This is a genomic window from Kineosphaera limosa NBRC 100340 (assembly GCF_000298215.1).
Classification (GTDB): Bacteria; Actinomycetota; Actinomycetes; order Actinomycetales; family Dermatophilaceae; genus Kineosphaera; species Kineosphaera limosa.
This window is the reverse complement of sequence record NZ_BAHD01000043.1, coordinates 1-18,776: the sequence shown is the minus strand read 5'-3', so window position 1 is coordinate 18,776 and position 18,776 is coordinate 1. Positions and strand designations below refer to the sequence as shown.

17 protein-coding genes and 1 pseudogene are annotated in these 18,776 nt (G+C 70.0%); 12 read left to right on the top strand and 6 right to left on the bottom strand.

The annotated features are described in order from the left end of the window. Positions 1-75 precede the first annotated feature (75 nt). Together KILIM_RS12910 and KILIM_RS12905 are read right to left on the bottom strand one after the other, a co-directional pair. On the bottom strand, positions 76-840 hold the full coding sequence (locus tag KILIM_RS12910; RefSeq protein WP_006593144.1) for an SDR family oxidoreductase: 765 nt from the start codon (positions 838-840) through the stop codon (positions 76-78). A 174-nt stretch (positions 841-1,014) separates the two neighbouring features. Continuing rightward, entirely contained in the window at positions 1,015-1,356 is a 342-nt protein-coding gene (locus KILIM_RS12905) for a VOC family protein (RefSeq protein ID WP_006593143.1), read from the bottom strand. Between the two features lie 212 nt (positions 1,357-1,568). Between KILIM_RS12905 and KILIM_RS12900 the strand changes: the two genes are divergently transcribed. Next, positions 1,569-4,010, top strand: a complete 2,442-nt coding sequence (locus KILIM_RS12900) for an HAD-IC family P-type ATPase (RefSeq protein ID WP_255247649.1) — start codon at positions 1,569-1,571, stop codon at positions 4,008-4,010. Positions 4,011-4,191: 181 nt separating this feature from the next. Here KILIM_RS12900 and KILIM_RS12895 read toward each other — a convergent pair whose 3' ends face one another. Next, positions 4,192-4,815, bottom strand: coding sequence for a TetR/AcrR family transcriptional regulator (locus KILIM_RS12895; protein ID WP_006593141.1), 624 nt, complete (start codon positions 4,813-4,815; stop codon positions 4,192-4,194). A gap of 108 nt (positions 4,816-4,923) precedes the next feature. Here KILIM_RS12895 and KILIM_RS12890 point away from each other — a divergent pair, with 108 nt between their 5' ends. The 5 genes from KILIM_RS12890 to KILIM_RS12870 all read left to right on the top strand — a co-directional run bounded on the left by KILIM_RS12890 (position 4,924) and on the right by KILIM_RS12870 (position 10,061). After that, on the top strand, positions 4,924-6,153 hold the full coding sequence (locus tag KILIM_RS12890) for an acetyl-CoA C-acetyltransferase (RefSeq protein WP_006593140.1): 1,230 nt from the start codon (positions 4,924-4,926) through the stop codon (positions 6,151-6,153). A 45-nt stretch (positions 6,154-6,198) separates the two neighbouring features. Next, a complete protein-coding gene (gene fabG, locus KILIM_RS12885) occupies positions 6,199-6,960 on the top strand; it encodes a 3-oxoacyl-ACP reductase FabG (RefSeq protein ID WP_006593139.1) in 762 nt (253 codons plus the stop codon). Between the two features lie 80 nt (positions 6,961-7,040). Further along, the gene (locus KILIM_RS12880) at positions 7,041-7,703 is read left to right on the top strand and encodes a MaoC family dehydratase (RefSeq protein ID WP_006593138.1); all 663 of its coding nucleotides are present in this window, start codon (positions 7,041-7,043) and stop codon (positions 7,701-7,703) included. After that, positions 7,700-8,872: an acyl-CoA dehydrogenase family protein gene (locus tag KILIM_RS12875; protein WP_006593137.1), complete on the top strand. Its 1,173-nt coding sequence runs from the start codon at positions 7,700-7,702 to the stop codon at positions 8,870-8,872. Before KILIM_RS12880 ends, KILIM_RS12875 begins: the two co-directional genes overlap by 4 nt. 7 nt (positions 8,873-8,879) lie before the next feature. Then, the gene (locus KILIM_RS12870) at positions 8,880-10,061 is read left to right on the top strand and encodes an acyl-CoA dehydrogenase family protein (RefSeq protein WP_006593136.1); all 1,182 of its coding nucleotides are present in this window, start codon (positions 8,880-8,882) and stop codon (positions 10,059-10,061) included. Here KILIM_RS12870 and KILIM_RS25470 read toward each other — a convergent pair. Beyond that, positions 10,040-10,282, bottom strand: a complete 243-nt coding sequence (locus KILIM_RS25470; protein WP_373280990.1) for a helix-turn-helix domain-containing protein — start codon at positions 10,280-10,282, stop codon at positions 10,040-10,042. The genes KILIM_RS12870 and KILIM_RS25470 overlap by 22 nt on opposite strands. A gap of 251 nt (positions 10,283-10,533) precedes the next feature. Next, positions 10,534-11,154: pseudogene (locus tag KILIM_RS25465) on the bottom strand (AraC family transcriptional regulator); the annotation flags it as partial. A gap of 150 nt (positions 11,155-11,304) precedes the next feature. Here KILIM_RS25465 and KILIM_RS12860 point away from each other — a divergent pair. The 6 genes from KILIM_RS12860 (at position 11,305) to KILIM_RS12835 (ending at position 18,399) form a co-directional block, all read left to right on the top strand. Continuing rightward, complete coding sequence (locus tag KILIM_RS12860) at positions 11,305-12,432, top strand: beta-keto acid cleavage family enzyme (protein ID WP_006593134.1); 1,128 nt, start codon at positions 11,305-11,307, stop codon at positions 12,430-12,432. A 116-nt stretch (positions 12,433-12,548) separates the two neighbouring features. Next, complete coding sequence (locus KILIM_RS12855) at positions 12,549-13,214, top strand: carboxymuconolactone decarboxylase family protein (protein ID WP_006593133.1); 666 nt, start codon at positions 12,549-12,551, stop codon at positions 13,212-13,214. Next, positions 13,211-14,686 carry an MFS transporter gene (locus KILIM_RS12850; RefSeq protein WP_006593132.1) on the top strand — a complete coding sequence of 492 codons (1,476 nt, stop codon included), beginning with the start codon at positions 13,211-13,213 and terminating at the stop codon, positions 14,684-14,686. The genes KILIM_RS12855 and KILIM_RS12850 overlap by 4 nt, the downstream gene beginning before the upstream one ends. Beyond that, entirely contained in the window at positions 14,683-15,540 is an 858-nt protein-coding gene (locus tag KILIM_RS12845; RefSeq protein WP_006593131.1) for an SDR family NAD(P)-dependent oxidoreductase, read from the top strand. Before KILIM_RS12850 ends, KILIM_RS12845 begins: the two co-directional genes overlap by 4 nt. Positions 15,541-15,687: 147 nt before the next feature. Further along, positions 15,688-16,839, top strand: a complete 1,152-nt coding sequence (locus tag KILIM_RS12840) for an acyl-CoA dehydrogenase family protein (RefSeq protein ID WP_006593130.1) — start codon at positions 15,688-15,690, stop codon at positions 16,837-16,839. 42 nt (positions 16,840-16,881) lie between these two features. Continuing rightward, positions 16,882-18,399 carry a long-chain-fatty-acid--CoA ligase gene (locus KILIM_RS12835; protein WP_006593129.1) on the top strand — a complete coding sequence of 506 codons (1,518 nt, stop codon included), beginning with the start codon at positions 16,882-16,884 and terminating at the stop codon, positions 18,397-18,399. 105 nt (positions 18,400-18,504) lie between these two features. On the opposite strand, the gene rpsN is transcribed toward KILIM_RS12835, so the two are convergent. After that, positions 18,505-18,776: 30S ribosomal protein S14 (gene rpsN, locus KILIM_RS12830; protein WP_006593128.1), on the bottom strand; the 272-nt coding region annotated here is incomplete at its 5' end.

The following is an 18,776-nucleotide window of genomic DNA, read 5'->3' as shown; positions in this document are numbered from 1 at the left end:
GTTCTGACCGAAGCGGTGGCGGATCTGGGCGTAGTGGGTGGCCGCGCGGTCGTCGTCCCAGCTCCAGATGTCCTCTCAGCGCGTCGACACGTCGGCGCCGCCGTCGCAGAGGACATTCTGCCCACAAACGTGTGTGTTCTCGGCTGACGTGAGCCAGACGAGTAGCCCGGCGACTGCCTCTGGCGGGGCGTAGTAGTTCAGCGGCATCGGCACCATCGCGTCGACGAAGGCGCCGGCTCCCGGTGTGGCGAGCAGCTGCGTGGTGTCGTCGGTGAGGGTGACGCCGGGGCCGACGGCGTTCAGGGCGATGCCTGCTCCCGCCCAATCCGGCGACCCGGCGCGGGCCCGCATCCACTGCGCCAGCGCGCGTTTGGTCGACGGCTCGACGAGCTCGCGGCCGGCCGGGTCGCCATCGAGCGCTGCGGCGATCGTCAGGGCCCGCGGCTCGTCGCCGGCGCGCAGGGCAAGCACCAGCTCGGGGTGGCACGGCTGCACCACCGACACGGAGGTGACCACCGCGGCGCGCGCAGCTGGCGAGGCCGCCAGCGTCGGCCGCAGCGCCTCGAGCACCTCCACGGCGCCGAAGTAGTTGACGGAGACCGTCGTCGCGCTCGTCGCCGTGTTGGCCGCGCAGGCGATGACCCCATCTATTCGCCCACCGGCCGCCTCGACTGCGGCCCGCGCGCCCTCTTGTCGACCCGCGCTCGTGCCGAGATCGACGACGACCTCGCAGTCGCGGCGCCCGATCCCGATCACTGAGTGCCCCGCCCTGCGCAGCAGCTGGGCCGCAGTGGCCCCGATCCCGGCGCGGGCGCCCGTGATGACGTAGGTGCGACTCATCGCTCAGACGTATCACGCCTGGTCGCGCGGTGGCCTGACTGGCTCGACGGCTCCCTGCCGTCGGGTGCGGCTGCTCACGCACCCTTGTGCAGGGTGCGCAGTCGGCGGCACTGCCCCGTCGATCGGGCGCGGGTACGTGACCACCGAGACGAGCGGCCGCCGCGCCTGCGGCTATCAGCCCTGGTTGTTGGCGATGAGGCCGACGCTGTTGCCGTCGATGTTCAGCACGGACAGTCGGGTGCCGCCGCCCACGTCGCCGGGCGGCATGGTGACGCTCGCGCCGGCGGCGGCGAGCTGCTCGGTGGCCGCCTCCAGGTCGTCGACGCCCCAGAACGGGGTCGCGCCCGTCATGCCCATGCGGCTGCCGCCGGGGTTGAGCGCGATCTCCAGCCCGCCGACGTTGTAGCCCACGTAGTACGGGGTGTCCGTGTGCGGCTCCACGCCGAAGAGCGCGCCGAACGCCTTCTTCGCCGCCTCGAGGTCGGTCACCGGGAAGTTGATATTCGCCAAGGTCATGGCCTGCTCCTTCTCGAAGGTCGCGGTCGGCGTCGAGCGGGCTGGTGCCAGGGTTTGCGCCGACGAGTCGAACGCTAACCCAGCCGCCAGGCGGCGCTGCCCGCTGGAGCCTTCGTGGCAACGCCGAAGCGGTCGCCGAGCAGGTCAAATGACCTGGTCGAGGCCCTGCTGATGCCCACAACAGGCTCAAGGTGCCGACCTACGCTGGTGGGGTGAGAAGTGACGCAGCAGGTGGCGGCCCGGTGGCGACGGTGGCGCCCGACACCCTGTCCCCACCTGACCCCGGACTGACCGCCGCGCAGGTCGCCGAGCGCGTCGCCGCCGGCGAGGTCAACGCGGTGGAGAACGTCACCTCCCGCCCGCTCATCGAGATCATCAAGACCAACGTCTTCACACGCTTCAACGGGCTGCTGGGGATGCTCATGGTGATGGTCATGCTCACCGGCCGTTTCCTCGATGGCATCTTCGGCGTCGCCGCCCTCATCAACTCCATCTTCGGCATCGCCCAAGAGCTCACGGCCAAGCGCAAACTCGACTCCCTCGCGGTGCTCAATGCGCCGACCATCCACGTGGTCCGGGACGGGGTGACGGAGTCGATCCCCACCGGCGACGTCGTCAAGGGCGACGTCGTGGAGCTGCGCTCCGGCGACCAGGTGCCGGCCGACGGCACGGTCATCGGCGATCAGGGCCTGGAGATCGATGAGTCGAACCTGACCGGCGAATCCGACCCGATGCCCAAGGCGGTCGGCGACGAGGTGGCCTCCGGCACGGTGGTCGTCGCCGGCCGCGGCTGGTTCCGCGCCGACGTCGTGGGCGCGGCGACCCAGGCCAACCGGCTGTCCGCGCAGGCCCGCAAGTTCACCCGCGCCCACTCCGACGTGCAGCACTCCATCAACATCCTGCTGCGCTGGCTGACCTGGATCGTCATCGTGGCGATCCCCGTCGTCTTCTTCAACCAGTGGCGGGCCGACGGTGAGAACCTCGCGCAGTGGCGCGAGATCATCGTGCGCGCCGCGGCCGCCCTCGTCGGGCTCATCCCCGAGGGCCTCGTCCTGCTCACCACACTGGCCTTCGTCACCGCGACCATTCGGCTCAGCCGCCGCAAGGCACTCGTGCAGGAGCTGCCCGCCGTCGAGGGGCTGGCGCGCGTCGACGTCATCTGCCTCGACAAGACGGGCACGCTCACCGAGGGCGAGATCGCCTACGACCGCCTTGAGCCGGTACGACCCGACCTGGTCGCAGTGGCCGAACGTGCCCTCGGCGCGCTGGCCCACGGCCCCAATCCCAACGGCACGACGAAGGCCCTGGCCGCCGCGTTCACCTCCCCCGACTGGAGGATGACCGGCGAGATCCCCTTCAACAGCGCCCGCAAGTGGAGCGCAGCCTCGTACGCCGACCACGGCACCTGGGTACTCGGTGCTCCGGACGTCCTCATCGCACACTGCGAGCCGAGCGGTGCAGGAGGTCTCGATGTCGCCGCCCGGGTCCGCGAGCTCGCCGACACCGGTGACCGGGTCGTCCTGCTCGCCCGCGCCGACGAACTCCCGGATGCCGCCGGGCCGAGCGGGCTCACGGCGTACGCCCTGGTGGTCCTCACCGAACAGGTGCGACCCGACGCGGCCGCGACGCTGGCCTACTTCAAGGAGCAGGGGGTCACCGTCAAGGTGATCTCCGGTGACAACCCCGACACGGTCGCCGCCGTGGTCCGGCGCCTCGACGTCGACCCGGGCACTCCCGTCGACGCCCGCACCCTGCCCACCGACGACCCGGAGAAGCTGCGTCAGATCGTCGAGGACACAACGGTGTTCGGGCGGGTCACCCCGGATCAGAAGCAGGCGATCGTCAAGAGCCTGCAGGAGCAGGGGCACGTCGTCGCGATGACCGGCGACGGAGTCAACGACGTTCTGGCCCTCAAGGATGCCGACATCGGCATCGCGATGGGCAATGCCGCCCCGGCCACCAAGGCCGTCGCTCAGATCGTGCTGCTCGACGGCCGGTTCTCCAACATGCCGGCCATCCTCGCCGAGGGCCGCCGGGTCATCGCCAACGTCGAGCGCGTGGCCAACCTGTTCGTCACGAAGAACGTCATGAGCGCGGTCATCATCGTCGCCACCACGGTGGTCGGGCTGTCGTTCCCGTTCCTGCCGCGCCAGTTGACGCTGCTGTCGACGTTCGCCATCGGGATCCCGGCGATGATTCTGGCGTTGGCCCCCAACGCGCAGCGCTACCAGCCGGGGTTCCTCAAGCGAGTGCTGGCCCTGGCGATCCCGTCCGGTATTGCCGCGGGAGCCGTCTCGTTCCTCGCCTACAGCGACGCCGTGAGCTTCGGTGACATGGACCCGCTGGAGCGCTCCGTCTCGGCTCTCGTCGCGCTGCTCGTGACCTTCTTCGCGCTGTTGCTGGCGCTGGCCCGCCCGTACGCCGTCTGGAAGCTCGCCCTGGTCGGCGCGATGGTGGCCTGCGTTTCGCTGGCATTCGTCACGCCGATCGGCAACCAGTTGTTCCAGATCCGCGTAACAACCGAGTCGATCCTGGACGGCCTCATCTTCGGGGTCGTCGGTGTCATCGTCGTCGAGATCGCCTATCGCTGGTCGCAACGCCTGCGCCGAGAGCAGCCGCCCCCGCCCCAACCCGGCGCCGGCACTGCCCCGTAGCGACCTCGGCCGCGGGGCGGCTCGCGCGACGTAGCGACTTCTTGACGTACTCGGGCGCGCCCGGCCGAGAGGCCTGGCGCGTTTGCGCTGGTCAAAAGTGTGTCCAGTCCGGGAGCACCATGCTGGGTACGTTGAGAATCCGCTACGTCCCCAGAGTTCGACGAGCTGTGCTCGCCTGTGCTCACTCCCGAGCAGCTGAGCCGGCCTGACCGCGGGCCCCCACGATACGCAGCGCGTTGTCGCGGTAGTGCGCGGCGACCTGCTCGGTGCTCCACTCGCCGTCGCTGCGGAACCAGCGTGAGATGTCGACGCCGAGGGAGGCCAGCGACACGCACGCCATCGACACGTCGTCCACGTCGAACTCGCCGGTTGCCACGCCGGCCGCGACGATCGAGCGGAAGACGGTGTCGATGCCGTGGCGCAGCTGCGCCACCTCGCCGTAGTGCTCGGGCGTCAGCGCCAGCAGCTCGTAGTTGACGACCCTGGCCTGCACGTTACGTTCGGCGTGCCACGCGCCGAACGTCAGGGCTACCGAGCCGAGCCGCTGCGTGGGGGTGACGCCCTGCGCCGACGCCTCTTGGATGGCGGCCAGGAGCCGCTGGTGTCCGACCAGCGAGATGGCGTAGAGCAGTTCTTCCTTCGAGCGGTGATGGACGTACATCGCGGTCGGGCTCATACCCGCGCGCGCCGCGATATCGCGGGTCGTCGTGCCGCGGAAGCCGAGTTCGGCGAACGCGCTGGTCGCGGCGGCGAGGATGCGTTCGGAGGAGGTGGTCGTTGCCTCCGCTGCCGTGGCTCGAGCCATGTCTACCTCGCCTATCTCACTTCGGGTGATCGCTTGACGGACGCTACTGTCATCAGTCAGAGTAAGCAAGCGCTCATTAATGAGCAAGCGCTTAGTTAGGAGTTGGACATGCCGGAAGCAGTGATCGTAGCCACCGCCCGCTCGCCGATCGGGCGCGCCGTCAAGGGGTCGCTGGCCTCGATGCGGGCCGACGAGATGACCGCCCAGATGGTGCGCGCCGCGCTCGCCAAGGTGCCCGCGCTGGACTCGACCGACATCGACGACCTCATCCTCGGCACGGGCTCGCCCGCCGGGGAGGGCGGCTTCAACATGGCCAAGGTCGTCTCTACGCTGCTGGGCATGGACCACGTGCCCGGCACGACGGTCAACCGCTACTGCGCCTCCAGCCTGCAGACCACCCGGATGGCGATGCACGCGATCCGCGCCGGCGAGGGCGACGTGTTGATCTCCGCCGGCGTCGAGGCCGTCAGCCGGGCGGTCTTCGGCTCGGCCGACAAGGCGCCTGACTCGGGGCCCGACACGAAGAACCCGCGCTTCGAGGCGGCCCGGGCCCGCTCGCAGCGATTCGCAGCCGGCGGTTCCACGTGGAACGACCCGCGTGAGGCCGGCGAGTTGCCCGACATCTACCTCACGATGGGCCAGACCGCCGAGAACGTCGCCCAGCTCACCGGTACGACGCGCGAAGACCAGGACCGCTTCGGCGTGCGCAGCCAGAACCTCACCGAGCAGGCCATCGCGAACGGCTTCTGGGCCAAGGACATCACCCCGCTCACGCTGCCCGACGGCACCGTCGTCAGCGCCGACGACGGCCCCCGCGCCGGCGTCACCTACGAGAAGGTCGCGCAGCTGCAGCCGGTCTTCCGGCCCGACGGCACGGTCACGGCCGGCAACTGCTGCCCGCTCAACGACGGCGCCGCCGCGGTCGTCATCATGAGCGACGTCAAGGCCAAGCAGCTCGGCCTGACCCCCCTCGCGCGGATCGTCTCCACCGGCCTGACCGGCCTGTCGCCGGAGATCATGGGCCTGGGCCCGGTCGAGGCGACCCGCCGCGCGCTCGCCCTGGCCGGCATGAGCATCGCCGACATCGACCTCGTCGAGATCAACGAGGCCTTCGCCGCGCAGGTGCTCCCCTCGGCGCGCCGGCTCGGCATGGACGAGGACCGCCTCAACGTCAACGGTGGCGGCATCGCCATCGGCCACCCGTTCGGCATGACCGGGGCCCGCATCACCACCACGCTCATCACCTCCCTGCAGCACCACGACAAGCAGTTCGGTCTCGAGACCATGTGCGTCGGCGGTGGCCAGGGCATGGCGATGATCCTCGAACGCCTCAGCTGAGCGCGACCCCTTCTTTCCCACCTCACTACAGCCCAAGGAGATCTCGTGAACGACTCGTCCCAGCGCGTCGCCATCGTCACCGGAGCCGCTCGCGGCATCGGCGCCGGCGTCGCCACCCGCCTGGCCCAGGACGGCATGGCCGTCGCCGTGCTCGACCTCGACGAAGCCGCCTGCCGACCCGTCGCCGACGCCATCACCGCCGAGGGTGGCCGCGCGCTCGCCGTCGGCTGCGACGTCAGCGACCCCGCCGCGGTCGAGGCCGCCGTGACCCGCATCGCCGACGAGCTCGGCCCGCCGGTCGTGCTCGTCAACAACGCCGGCATCACCCGCGACAACCTGCTCTTCCGGATGGGGGTCGACGAGTGGGATGCCGTGATGAACGTGCACCTGCGCGGCGCCTTCCTCATGAGCAAGGCCTGCCAGAGCTACATGACGCAGGCCGGCATGGGGCGCATCGTGAACCTGTCCTCCACGTCCGCACTCGGCAACCGCGGCCAGGCGAACTACGCCGCCGCCAAAGCGGGGATGCAGGGCTTCACCAAGACCCTCGCGATCGAGCTCGGTAAGTTCGGGATCACCGCCAACGCCATCGCCCCCGGCTTCATCGAGACCGAGATGACCCAAGCCACCGCCGCCCGCGTCGGGATGTCGTGGGAGGACTTCCGAGCGGCCGCCGCCGCGAAAATCCCCGTCGGACGCGGCGGCACCCCCGCGGACATCGCGGCGACCGCATCGTTCTTCGCCCGCGAGGAGGCCGGCTTCGTCAACGGCCAGGTCGTCTACGTCGCCGGCGGACCCCGAGACTGAACCGCCCGATCAGCTCCGCAATAGCCCGAAACCACCACAGACCTAATAGCTACGAAGCAACAGCACAAGGGAGTGCAACGATGAGAGTTTTCAACGGTATCGACGAATTTGCAGCCGCCGTCGGCTCGCACCTCGGCGACAGCGAGTGGGTCGAGGTGACCCAGGCCATGGTCGACCAGTTCGCGGAGGCCACCGGCGATCACCAGTGGATCCACGTGGACCCCGAGCGCGCGGCGCACGGCCCCTTTGGCACGACGGTCGCCCACGGCTACCTCACCCTGTCGCTGGTGCCCGCGATGATCTCGCAGACCTACCGCGTCGACGGGCTGGCGCTCGCCCTGAACTACGGCAGCGACAAGGTGCGCTACCCGTCTCCGGTACCGGTCGGGTCGCGAGTGCGCGCCCACTTCGACCTGCAGTCCTTGACCCCGATCGCCTTGGGGATGCAGGCGGTGACGCGGGTGACGGTGGAGCTGGAGGGCTCGGCCAAGCCCGCGTGCGTCGCGGAGGTCGTCAGTGTGCTCGTGCCGGGCGGCAACGATGCCACCACCAACACCACGGACGCCACCACTGACGCCGCCGACCCGGCCGAGGCCGCGAACGTGGCTCAGGTTGCCGACCCGGCCGAGGCGAGCCACCCGAATCACCCGCGGCCCGGCAACCAGCACCGTCCGCACCAGCGGCGGGTCACCGAGCAGCGGACGCACGAGCAGCCGATCGACGAGAAAGTAGCGACCCGATGAGACTTCACCTGTCCGATCAGGACGCGGCCTTCCGCGCCCAGATGCGCGAGTTCTTCACGACGCAGGTGCCGCAGGAGATCCGCGTGGCCGGGGTCGAGGGTGCGGAGGCGCCCCACGACCACATCGTGGCGGCCCAGCGCATCCTCAACGCCGCCGGCCTCGCGGTGCCGTCGTGGCCAGCCGAGTGGGGCGGCCGCGACTGGACGCCGCTGCAGAAGCACATCTGGCTCGAGGAGCTGCGCTTCGCGCACGTGCCGCAGCCGCTGTCGTTCAACGCCTCGATGATCGGGCCGGTCATCGCCGCCTTCGGCTCCCAGGAGCTCAAGGAGCGCTTCCTGCCCGCGACGGCGAACCTCGACATCTGGTGGTCGCAGGGCTTCTCCGAGCCCGACGCCGGCTCCGACCTCGCCTCCCTGCGCACGACCGCGGTGCGCGACGGCGACGACTACATCGTCACCGGGCAGAAGACGTGGACGACGCTGGGTCAATACGGCGACTGGATCTTCACGCTCGTGCGCACCGACCCGCACGCCCCCAAGCGGCAGATGGGCATCTCGATGCTGCTCATCGACATGACCTCGCCCGGGGTCACCGTGCGCCCGATCGAGCTCATCGACGGCTCGGTCGAGGTCAACGAGGTGTGGTTCGACGAGGTGCGGGTGCCGGCGAACAACCTCGTGGGCGAGGAGGGCCAGGGCTGGACGTACGCCAAGTTCCTGCTCGGCAACGAACGCGTGGGCGTCGCCCCCGTCGCCTCGATCAAGCGGGCCCTGGCCGACGCCAAGGAGCACGCGGCCACGGCCGGGCCCGGTGGCACCTCCCTGCTGGAGGACCCGCTCATCGTGGCCCGCATCGCCGACCTGGAGAACCGCCTGCTCGCGCTCGAGCTCACCGCGTTGCGCGTCGTCGCCAACTCCGACCGGGGCAAGCCGCACCCGGCGTCGTCGGTGCTCAAGCTCACCGGCACCGAAACCCAGCAGGCCGTCACCGAGCTCATCGTCGACCTCGCCGGACCCGCCGCCCTGTCGCGCGGGAGCGAAGCGGGGGTCCTGCCGCAGTGGGCGGCACACGCGTCACCGCGCTACCTCAACATGCGTAAGGCGTCGATCTACGGCGGCTCCAACGAGATTCAGCGCACCATCATTGCCGGCACGATCCTGGGACTGTGAGGACACCATGGACTTCGAACTCGACTCCGAACAGAGCGCGCTACGCGAGGCCGTGCGCGACCTCCTGAACGACGCCTACCCCTCGACCGAGGAGCGTCGCGCCGCCCAGGCCGACGAGCCCGGCTTCAGCGAGAAGGCCTGGACCCAGCTTGCCGAGATGGGCGTGCTCGGGCTGCCCTTCGGCGAGGACGTCGGCGGGATGGAGGCCGGCCCGATCGAGGTCGGTCTCGTCGCCGAAGAGCTCGGCCGGGTCATCGCCCCCGAGCCGTTCGTCGAGGCGGTCGTGCTCGCCGGCGGGCTCGTCGACGCCGTCGGCACCGACGCCCAGCGCGGCGAACTGCTGCCCGGGCTGTGCGAGGGCGCCAGCGTCTTCGCGTTCGCCCACGCCGAGCCCGGCTCGCGCTGGTCGCCCCAGGCCAGCACGGTGCGCGCCGAGCGCACCGGCGATGGATGGGCCCTGACCGGTGTCAAGAGCCCCGTCGTGGTCGGCGCGCGGGCCGACGTGCTCGTCGTCAGCGCCGTGACCGACGCCGGCACCGAGCTGTTCGTCGTTCGCGGCGAGGACGCGGGCGACATGGTGGCGGGCTCGCGCGAGTCGTTCGTCACCGCCGACAGCGGCCGGGCCGCGACGATCACCTTCGAGGCCACTCCCGCGCAGCTGCTCGGGGAGGCCGGCGTCGACCGCACCGACGACATCGCCCTGGCCCTGGCCAACGCCCAGATCGCCTCCTGCCGCGAGGCGGTCGGCGCGATGGAGCGCGCGTTGTGGATCACCGTCGACTACCTCAAGACCCGCAAGCAGTTCGGGGTCACGCTCAGCACCTTCCAGGCGCTGAAGTTTCGCGCGGCGGACATGTACGTGCAGCTCGAACTCGCGCGCAGCGTGGCGCTGTGGGCCACTCTCGTGCTCGACGCGGGTGCCGCCGGCGGCGCGCGCGACATCCTCGACGCCGCTTCGCGGGCGTCGCTGCAGGTGGCGACGAGTGCGCGGCACATCGGGCAGGAGGCGGTGCAGCTGCACGGCGGCATCGCGATGACCGCGGAGTACTCCGCCGGCCACTACCTCGCCCGGATGCTCGTGTTGACCCACGGCTTCGGCGACGCCACCCACCACCTGGGTCGGCTCAGCGCGAGCCTGAGCGACCACGAGTGGATCGACCCGCTCACCTACGGCGCAGTCTCCGCCTGAGCGGACTCGCTAGACCCAGGCGCTTCTCCCGAGGCGTCTCCCGCAGCGTTGGCGGCGGCGCGCTCCCGCGCGTCGATCCGCCAACGCTGCGGCGTCGCTCCGAACCAGCGGCGAAACGCCCGCGTGAAGCTGCTCTGGCTGCCGTAGCCGAGCAGGCCGGAGGCCTCGGCGACGGACAATTCCGTCGAGGTGAGCAGCTGCTCGGCCAGCTCGCGGCGCACCTGCTCCACCAGCTGCTCGAACGTCGTGCCGCGCCGCGCCGCGCCAGATGCCGATGCAGGGTCTGGCGGTGCAAATGGAACAGCGCCGCCGCCCGCTCGGCCGTGCACTCCCCGCGCGGCAACAGGCTGCGGATCGTCTCGCGCACCTGACCGACAAAGTCGTCCTTGCTGCGCAACTCGGCGAGCTGGGTCCGCAGGAACGTATCGAGCTCGACATCGGCCGTGAGGGCGCGCCGCGTCTGCCCCAGCAGCTCCCGCGGGAACCACACCTCGTTGACGCCCTGGTCGAAGTACACCGGGCAGCCGAAGAAGGATCGGAAGGGCGCCACGGACGCCGGGGTGCGATGGGCGACGCGGACCGACACGGGATGCCACGTCTGCCCCAGCACGATCTGCAGGATCCGCACGTTCGCGGCCAGATAGCCGGTGAGGATCTGATCGTCGCCGGCGCACGCCCGCCGGATCGCCACACTGAAGCGTGCGTACTCGGCCTCCTGGTGCATCGTCAGGGCGATCGCGGGGTACCAGATCGGGCCGAACGCCATGAGCGCCTCGATCGCGGCCCGGACGGTCGGTGCATTGAGCATGACGAACCGCAGCGGACCGGTGTTGCCGAGGGTGGCGTTGCGCCCCAGCAGCAGACCGATGTGATCGCACCCGCTGGCCTCGACCGCGGCCTGCAGGATCGCCCCGTGCGTCGCGGCGGGCAGCGCCATCAGCGGCTCGTCGAACGACCGTGGGCCGATTCCGAACGGACGCAACAGAGCCCACGGTTCGGTGCCGAGCCCGGCGAGAACCTGCGGCAACGCTCCCAAAGCGCCGATCGGGATCGTCGTCAGCGAGGGCTCGCCGGGGGAGACGAGCGGCGTCATGCGACGTAATGCTAAATAGTCGCGACGAAGTGCACAAGATCGGACCTTGGTCCCACCCCATCCTGGAGATGGCAGCGACGCCACCCCCACGGTTCACATCGTGTTCTTTTCGTGGCGTCGGCATACCCCGAACAGCGAAAGGAACAAGCCATGCACTTCATGGACGACAGCCTGTACCCCGAGAACCAGGAGAAGCTCGTCATTCAGGTCGCTCCCTACGGCCCCCAGTGGCTGCCGAGCGACTCCGACGACATCGCGGTGACGATGGACGAGCAGGTCCAGAAGGCCGTCGACTGCTGGAACGCCGGCGCCACCCTGCTCCACGTGCACGTGCGGGAAGAAGACGGCAAGGGCTCCAAGCGTCTGTCGATGTTCAACGAGCTTCTCGCCCGCCTGCGCCAGGCCGTCCCCGAGATGGTGCTGCAGGTCGGCGGTTCGATCTCCTTTGCCCCCGAGGGCGAGGGCGAAGAGGCCAAGTGGCTCGACTACGACACCCGTCACATGCTGGCCGACCTCGACCCCAAGCCCGACCAGGTCACGGTCGCCGTCGGCACGAGCATGATGAACATCACCGAGATGCTCGACGAGAGCGACGTCGCCGGCACCATCCTGCAGCGCCCCGAGTACCACAAGGCCTACTCCGAGATGGTCTCCGACTCCCGCCCGAGCTTCTACCTCGAGCACCTCGCCCGCCTCGAGGCGGCCGGCATCCAGCCGCACTTCATGCTCGGTCACGTGCACCAGCTCGAGTCCGTCGAGCGCCTGATCCGCAAGGGCTACTACAACGGCCCGCTCATCCTCAACTACGTCGCCATCGGCGGCGGCGCGGCCGGCTTCAACCCGGCGGACCTCATCGAGTTCGCGCGCCGCACCCCGGACGGCGCCGTGCTGACCATCGAGAGCGCGATGCGCGCCTGCCTGCCGATGAACGCGATGGCCATCGCGCTCGGCCTCCACGTCCGCGTCGGCATCGAGGACAACCTGTGGGGCCGCAAGGGCGAGCGCATGACCAGCGTCGAGCAGGTCGAGCAGATGGTCCGCCTCTCCAATGAGTTCGGCCGCGAGGTCGCCACCGGCGCCGAGGCCCGCGAGATCTACCGCATCGGCGAGACCTACTCCAGCGTCGAGGAGACCCTGGCCCAGCTGGGTCTGCCGCAGAACCGTCGCCCCGGCCAGCGCGGCTTCATCGTGCCGGGCGCCGGCACCGACTCGATCGTCGTGCCCTCGGACGCGGGCTCCCTCGCCGAGGTTCGCGAGCACGCCGCGTCGACCCGCTGACCCACCCCTTTTCGCCACCCGGCGGTATCACTGCGAGACGCCGGGGTGCCCGTCACGACCGACGGCACCCCGGCGTCGCTCAACCCACACGACCTTTCACTCTCCAGAGGACCGCCATGACCACCACCCAGACCGCGGTGCCGGCACCAACCGGCCCGACTCCCACGCAACTCGACCCACGCCTCGCCGCCCTCGTTCGTCTCAAGCTCGAGGTATCGGTTACCCACCTGCACGAGGAAGGCATCCGCCGCTGCGTGCGCGAAGCGCTTGACGCCGGCGCCACCAGCGAGGAGATTTTGCAGGTCATCCAGCTGTCCACCGTCATCGGTGTGCACGCCATGGCCAAGGGGGTGCCGATCCTGCAAGACATCCTCGACGGCGAAGGTCACCCCCCGGTCCACGCGCAGGCCCACGCTCCCACGCCCGTGACCGACGGTCTGCAGCGGCGCGGCGCGTTCAACCCCGCCTGGCGCTCCATCGCCCAAGTCGCACCCGACTGGCTGGAGGCGTTCTTGGCCACCTCCCTGCCGATCTGGCGCGACGGTCCCCTGCCCCCTGCGTGGATCGAACTCCTCTGCGTCGCCGGCGATGCCTCGATCACGCACCGCTACGACGCGGGCACGGCGCGGCACATCCGCGCCGCCCTCGAACTCGGTGTCGACAGTGAGGTGATCGTGGCCGTCTTGCAGATCGTCGCCGATCAGGCCTCCGAGGCGCTCTCCAGCGGGCGCGCCATTCTTGCCGAGCAGCTCACCGAATACACCGAAGGAAACAAGTCATGACTACTACGGCAACGCCCGATCACGGCGCCGGCATCTCCGCGCGCCTCGAGCGCCTCCCTCTCTCGCGCTGGCACCGCTTTTTCATCGGCGTGCTCGCGATCGCGCTCCTCTTCGAATACATGGACCTGTACACCTTCGCCTTCACCGCCCCGGCGTTGATGGAGCGCGAGGGATACACGCTGGAAGATGTCGCCCGAATCACCGCGTTCACGGCCTTCGGCACCCTGATTGGCGCCGCCATGGCGGGCCGCCTCGCCGACCGCTTCGGACGGCGACCGGTGCTGCTCGTCTGCGTCGCGACGTACTCCATCGGCTCGATGATCAACGGCCTGGTGACCGCGCCGGAAATGTTCATGGGCCTGCGTTTCCTCACCGCGGTGGGCTTCCAGGGCATGAATGTCGTGGCGATTGTGCTGGTCACCGAGCTCATGCCCGCCGCCTTCCGCGGCCGCGCCCTGGCCTGGGCCATCGGTATCGGCGGCATTGGCCCCGTGATCATCGCGTGGGTCGGCTACGGCGTCGTGCCGCACATCGAATGGGGCTGGCGCGTGCTCTACCTCATCGGTGGCCTGGGCGTCGTGCTGCTCTTCGCGCTGCGCAACCTGGTCCCGGAGTCGCCCCGTTGGTTGGCATCTGTCGGTCGCGTCGACGAGGCCGAAGCTATTGTGCGCAAGCTGGAGGGCCGCGTCCTGGCCGAGGGCCTCGACATCAAGTCTGCGGCGGCCGTCCCGGCACCGAAGATGTCGGTCGGGTCGACCAAGCGCCGGCAGGGCCTCTTCGCGATGCTGGGTGCCGGCTGGGGTGGGCGTCTCGCCTTCGTCTCGGTCGTGTGGTCCCTGGGCGTCGTCACCTACTTCGGCTTCAACTACTGGGTGTCGACGATGCTCAAGCTGCGCGGCTTCGACCTGCACGAGATCACCCTGTACACGGCGATCATCGTCACCGTCAGCGCGCTCGGCCCGCTGGTCGCCACGATGATCATCGACCGGTTCGAGCGCAAGCACATCCTCGTCGCCCTCGGCACGATCATCGCCGCGACCGCCATGATCCTGACCACCGTCTCCTCGACCGCGATGCTGATCGGCCTCGCCTGCCTGCTCGGCTTCTTCTTGCAGATGGCCGTCGCGCCGACCAACACCTTCGCTGGTGAGGTGCTGCCGAACGCTTACCGTTCGACGGGTCTCGGCTCGGCGAACTCCGTGGCGCGGCTCGCGAATATCGCTGCGGCTCCGCTTATCGCCACGCTCCTGCTCGCCTTCGGTGTCAACGGCGTCTTCTTCCTCATCGTCGTCCTGCAGGTCGCGTTCGTGATCGTCATCGCGGTGTTCGGGCTGCGCACCAAGGGAACGGCTCTGGAGCACATCAGCCGAGAGAGCGTGGCGGTCGACGCCGGGCCCGTCGAGACCGCCGAGGCCGTTGCCGTCGGTGCCGTCTCGAACGAGGGCCCTGCTGGTCAGGAGCACAGGTCATGAGCGTCCAGGCTGCGCCGCAGGTCACGCCCGGGCGGATGAGCGGCAAGGTGGCCGTCGTGACCGGCGTCGGTCCGGGGCTGGGGCGGGCGATCGCCGTCCGCCTCGGCGCCGAGGGCGCCTCCGTCGTCGTCTGCGACATCAGCGAGGACGCCGTCGAGCAGACTCGCCAAGAGGTCGAGGCGGTCGGGGCGCAATGCCTGGCGATGCGCTGCGACGTCTCCGACAGCTCGCAGGTGGCCGCGCTCTTCGCCGCCGCTGTGCAGCGCTTCGGAAGCGTGCACGCCCTCGTCAACAACGCTGCGATCACCCCGAACTCGCCGGCGGACACGGAGCGGCGCAACCGCCTCTACGGCTACATGCAGTCGCCCGTGGCCCGCACCTCGCTGGAGATCACGAGCAGCATCGAAGACGACGAGTGGCACCGCTTCTGGGGTGTCAACGTGCACGGTGTCTTCTACTGCACCCGGGAGGCGCTGCGCCTCATGGAGCCCCAGCAGTACGGGCGCATCGTCAACGTCGCCTCGATCGCCGGCATCTCCGCGCGCAGCGCACACAGCCCGCACTACAGCGCAACCAAGGGCGCGGTCGTCGCGTTCACCCGCTCGGTGGCCTACGAAGTGGCGGGGGCGAACATCTTCGTCAACGCCCTGGCCCCGGGCGGGGTCGCGACCCCGGCCTTCAACGCCTACCTCGACGGCATCGGTGAGGAGGGCCGCAACCGCCTCTGGCAGAGCTGCCCCGCCGGTCGCTTCGGCACCGTGGAGGAGTACGCCGCGACCGTGGCCCACCTCGCCTCCGACGAGCACTACCTCGTGGGGCAGATCATCAGCCCCAACGGCGGATCCGCGATCTGACGCGCTCTGCGTCCGATCACCCCACCGCCCGACCACTCACCGCCCGACCCACTCACCGCCTGACCGCTTGATCGCGAGTGGCGGACGCACGACTCATCTCGCCACGTTCACCGCCGCGCATCGGCGCGCCCACCGCAGGAGATTTCGATGGACCTTGCCCTGACCGACGACCGGCTCGCCTTCCAGGAGGTGGCCAGGGACTTCGTCGAGGCGCAGATCGTGCCCCACCGCACCGAGTGGGACCGCCGCGAGTCCGTCGACACCGCGCTCATTCCCCGCCTCGGGGACCTCGGCTTCCTCGGCCTGGGGGTCCCCGAGGAGTACGGGGGAGTCGGTGGCGACTTCCTCACCTACTGCGTGGGACTCGAGGAGCTCGGGGCCGGCGACAGCTCCGTGCGGGGGATCGTCTCGGTCTCCCTCGGGTTGGTGGCCAAGACGATCCTGGCCCACGGCACGCAGGAGCAGAAGGAGCGCTGGCTGCCGGGTCTGTGCAGCGGCACCACGGTGGGCTGCTTCGGGCTCACCGAGCCCGACACCGGCTCCGACGCGGGCGCGCTGCGCACCAAGGCCACCCGCGAGGGCGAGGAGTACGTGCTCAACGGGTCGAAGATCTTCATCACCAACGGCACGTGGGCCGACGTCGCCATCATCTTCGCCCGTACGGGCGAGGCCGGCCCCAAGGGCGTCTCGGCGTTCCTTGTGCCCTGCGACACCCCTGGCTTCCAGGCCACCGTCATCAAGGGCAAGCTCGGCCTGCGCGGTCAGGCCACGGCCGAGCTGTCGCTGGAGAACGTCCGGGTGCCGGCCGACGCGCTGCTGGGTAGCGAGGGCCAGGGCTTCAAGATCGCGATGGGCACCCTGGACAAGGGGCGCATCTCGGTGGCCGCCGGCTGCGTCGGCATCATTCGCGCCTGCTACGAGGCCGCCGTGGCCTACTCGACGGAGCGCAAGCAGTTCGGTCGGCCGATCGCCTCGTACCAGCTGGTGCAGGACATGATCGCCGAGATGTCGGTGGAGCTCGACGCCGCGCGGCTGCTCGTGTGGCGGGCGGCCGACCTCGTCGACCGGGGCGAGAGCTTCGGCGTCGAGGCGAGCAAGGCGAAGTACTTCGCCTCCGAGGCGGCCGTGCGCTCGGCGAACCGGGCCATCCAGGTCTTCGGCGGTTACGGCTACGTCGACGAGTACCCCGTCGAGAAGTTCCTGCGCGACGCCCGCGTCATGACCCTCTACGAAGGCACGTCGCAGATCCAGAAGCTGCTCATCGGCCGCGCCGCCACCGGCGTCAACGCCTTCCTCTGACCCCTACCCGTGCCACCTGTCGAGCATCCAAGGAGCCCTGACATGACGACTCTGAGTCTCGCCGCCGTCCTCGCCGAGCCGGCTCGGCGGACCCCCGACAAGATTGCGCTGATCCAGGACGGCCAGCGTTTCAGCTACGCCGACCTGTGGCGCGACGCGCTCGCCTGCGCGACTGCGCTGCGCGAGCGCGGCGCGACCGACGGCGATCGGTATGCCCTGCTCGCACCGAACGTCGCCGACTTCGTGCGTGGGTACTTCGGCATCCTGGCCGCCGGCGGGGTCGTCGTGCCGATCCCGACCCTGCTCGTCGGCGGCGAGATCGCCGCCCTCCTGCAGCAGTCCGGGGCCGTCGCCCTGCTGCACCACGAATCGCTCGCCCCGGTCGCGAAGACGGCGTCCGCGAACAGCGGTGTGCCGGCCTTGCAGATCGGGACGGACACCACCCCGACCGGTCCGCTGCTGCCCGGCGCCGTGCCGCGGCAGGCGGAGGACACGGCCGTCGTCTTCTTCACGAGCGGTACGACAGGGCGACCCAAGGGCGCGCTGCTGACCCACCTCAACCTGGTGCTCAACGCGACGACGAATGCGATCGACAGCCTGGAGCTGCGCCGCGACGACGTCGTCATGGGGTGTCTGCCGCTGTTCCACACCTTCGGGCAGACCGTCGCGATGAACGCGACCTTCCGGATGGGGGCCACGCTCGTGCTCCAGCCGCGCTTCGACGCGGGCGCGGCGATCGAGCTCATGGTCGAGCAGAACGCCACACATTTCTGTGGGGTACCGACCATGTACCTGGCGCTGAGCGAGGCGGCCGCCGGTGCCGAACGTCTGCCCCGGCTGCGCACCTGCGTCTCGGGTGGGGCCGCGCTACCCGTCGCGGCGCTGGAGCGCTTCGAGTCGCTCTTCGACGCGACGATCTTCGAGGGCTACGGCCTGTCCGAGACCTCGCCCACCGCGACGGTCAACCAGTCGTTCCGCGGGCCGCGCGCCGGGACCATCGGGCACCCCTTGTGGGGCATCGAGGTCGAGATCGCCCATGCTGGCCTCGAGGACCGGGTGGAGCTGCTGGCGCGGGGTGAGGTCGGCGAGATCGTCATCCGCGGGCACAACGTGTTCGCCGGCTACCTCGACGACCCGGCGGCCACGCAGCTCGCGATGGTCGACGGGTGGTTCCGCACCGGTGACATCGGGCAGATCGACGACGAGGGCTACATCAGCATCGTCGACCGCAAGAAGGACCTCATCATCCGCGGCGGGTTCAACGTCTACCCGCGCGAGGTCGAGGAGGTGCTGGCGACCCACCCGCAGGTGGGCCAAGTCGCGGTTGTCGGGCTGCCCGACCCGGTGCGCGGCGAGGAGATCTGCGCCGTCGTCGTGCCGCTTCCTGGGGTGCCGGCGCCGGACCCCGACCAGCTCATCGCGTGGGCCTCGCAGCGGCTCGGTAAGCACAAGTATCCGCGCCGCGTCGAGGTCGTCGAGTTGCTTCCGCTCGGTCCGAGCCACAAGGTGCTCAAGCGCGCCCTACGCGACCAGCTCATCGCCGCACCCCTGGCCGGCTGAGCGCACAGCGTCGGTGTGGCGCCGGCCCGCGAGTTCGCCCGGCGCCACACCGCTACAAACTTCTCGCCACCGCATCTGCCCGCGAACGGACGGGCCCCAGCCCGACTACCAGCTGGACTTCGTGATGCCGGGCAGCTGCCCGTCGTGCGCCATCTGCCGGAAAAGCACTCGGGAGAGGCCGAACTTCGCAAAGACGGCCCGCGGCCGGCCGTCGACGACGTCGCGCGAGACGAGCCGCGTCGGGGACGCGTCCCGCGGGAGTGCGGCGAGGGCGGCCCGCGCGTCGGCGCGCTCCGCAGCGGTCGCGCCGGTGCGCGCGATCTGCTTGAGCTCGGCGCGGCGGGCGGCATACCGCGCCACGATCCGGCGCCGGCGGG

Excerpts from the sequence above, each read along its gene's own strand:
- KILIM_RS12910 (WP_006593144.1), bottom strand. The coding sequence starts at position 840 with ATGAGTCGCACCTACGTCATCACGGGCGCCCGCGCCGGGATCGGGGCC.
- KILIM_RS12905 (WP_006593143.1), bottom strand. The coding sequence starts at position 1,356 with ATGACCTTGGCGAATATCAACTTCCCGGTGACCGACCTCGAGGCGGCG.
- KILIM_RS12895 (WP_006593141.1), bottom strand. The coding sequence starts at position 4,815 with ATGGCTCGAGCCACGGCAGCGGAGGCAACGACCACCTCCTCCGAACGC.
- KILIM_RS12890 (WP_006593140.1), top strand. The coding sequence starts at position 4,924 with ATGCCGGAAGCAGTGATCGTAGCCACCGCCCGCTCGCCGATCGGGCGC.
- KILIM_RS12880 (WP_006593138.1), top strand. The coding sequence starts at position 7,041 with ATGAGAGTTTTCAACGGTATCGACGAATTTGCAGCCGCCGTCGGCTCG.
- KILIM_RS12875 (WP_006593137.1), top strand. The coding sequence starts at position 7,700 with ATGAGACTTCACCTGTCCGATCAGGACGCGGCCTTCCGCGCCCAGATG.
- KILIM_RS12870 (WP_006593136.1), top strand. The coding sequence starts at position 8,880 with ATGGACTTCGAACTCGACTCCGAACAGAGCGCGCTACGCGAGGCCGTG.
- KILIM_RS12860 (WP_006593134.1), top strand. The coding sequence starts at position 11,305 with ATGCACTTCATGGACGACAGCCTGTACCCCGAGAACCAGGAGAAGCTC.
- KILIM_RS12855 (WP_006593133.1), top strand. The coding sequence starts at position 12,549 with ATGACCACCACCCAGACCGCGGTGCCGGCACCAACCGGCCCGACTCCC.
- KILIM_RS12850 (WP_006593132.1), top strand. The coding sequence starts at position 13,211 with ATGACTACTACGGCAACGCCCGATCACGGCGCCGGCATCTCCGCGCGC.
- KILIM_RS12845 (WP_006593131.1), top strand. The coding sequence starts at position 14,683 with ATGAGCGTCCAGGCTGCGCCGCAGGTCACGCCCGGGCGGATGAGCGGC.
- KILIM_RS12840 (WP_006593130.1), top strand. The coding sequence starts at position 15,688 with ATGGACCTTGCCCTGACCGACGACCGGCTCGCCTTCCAGGAGGTGGCC.
- KILIM_RS12835 (WP_006593129.1), top strand. The coding sequence starts at position 16,882 with ATGACGACTCTGAGTCTCGCCGCCGTCCTCGCCGAGCCGGCTCGGCGG.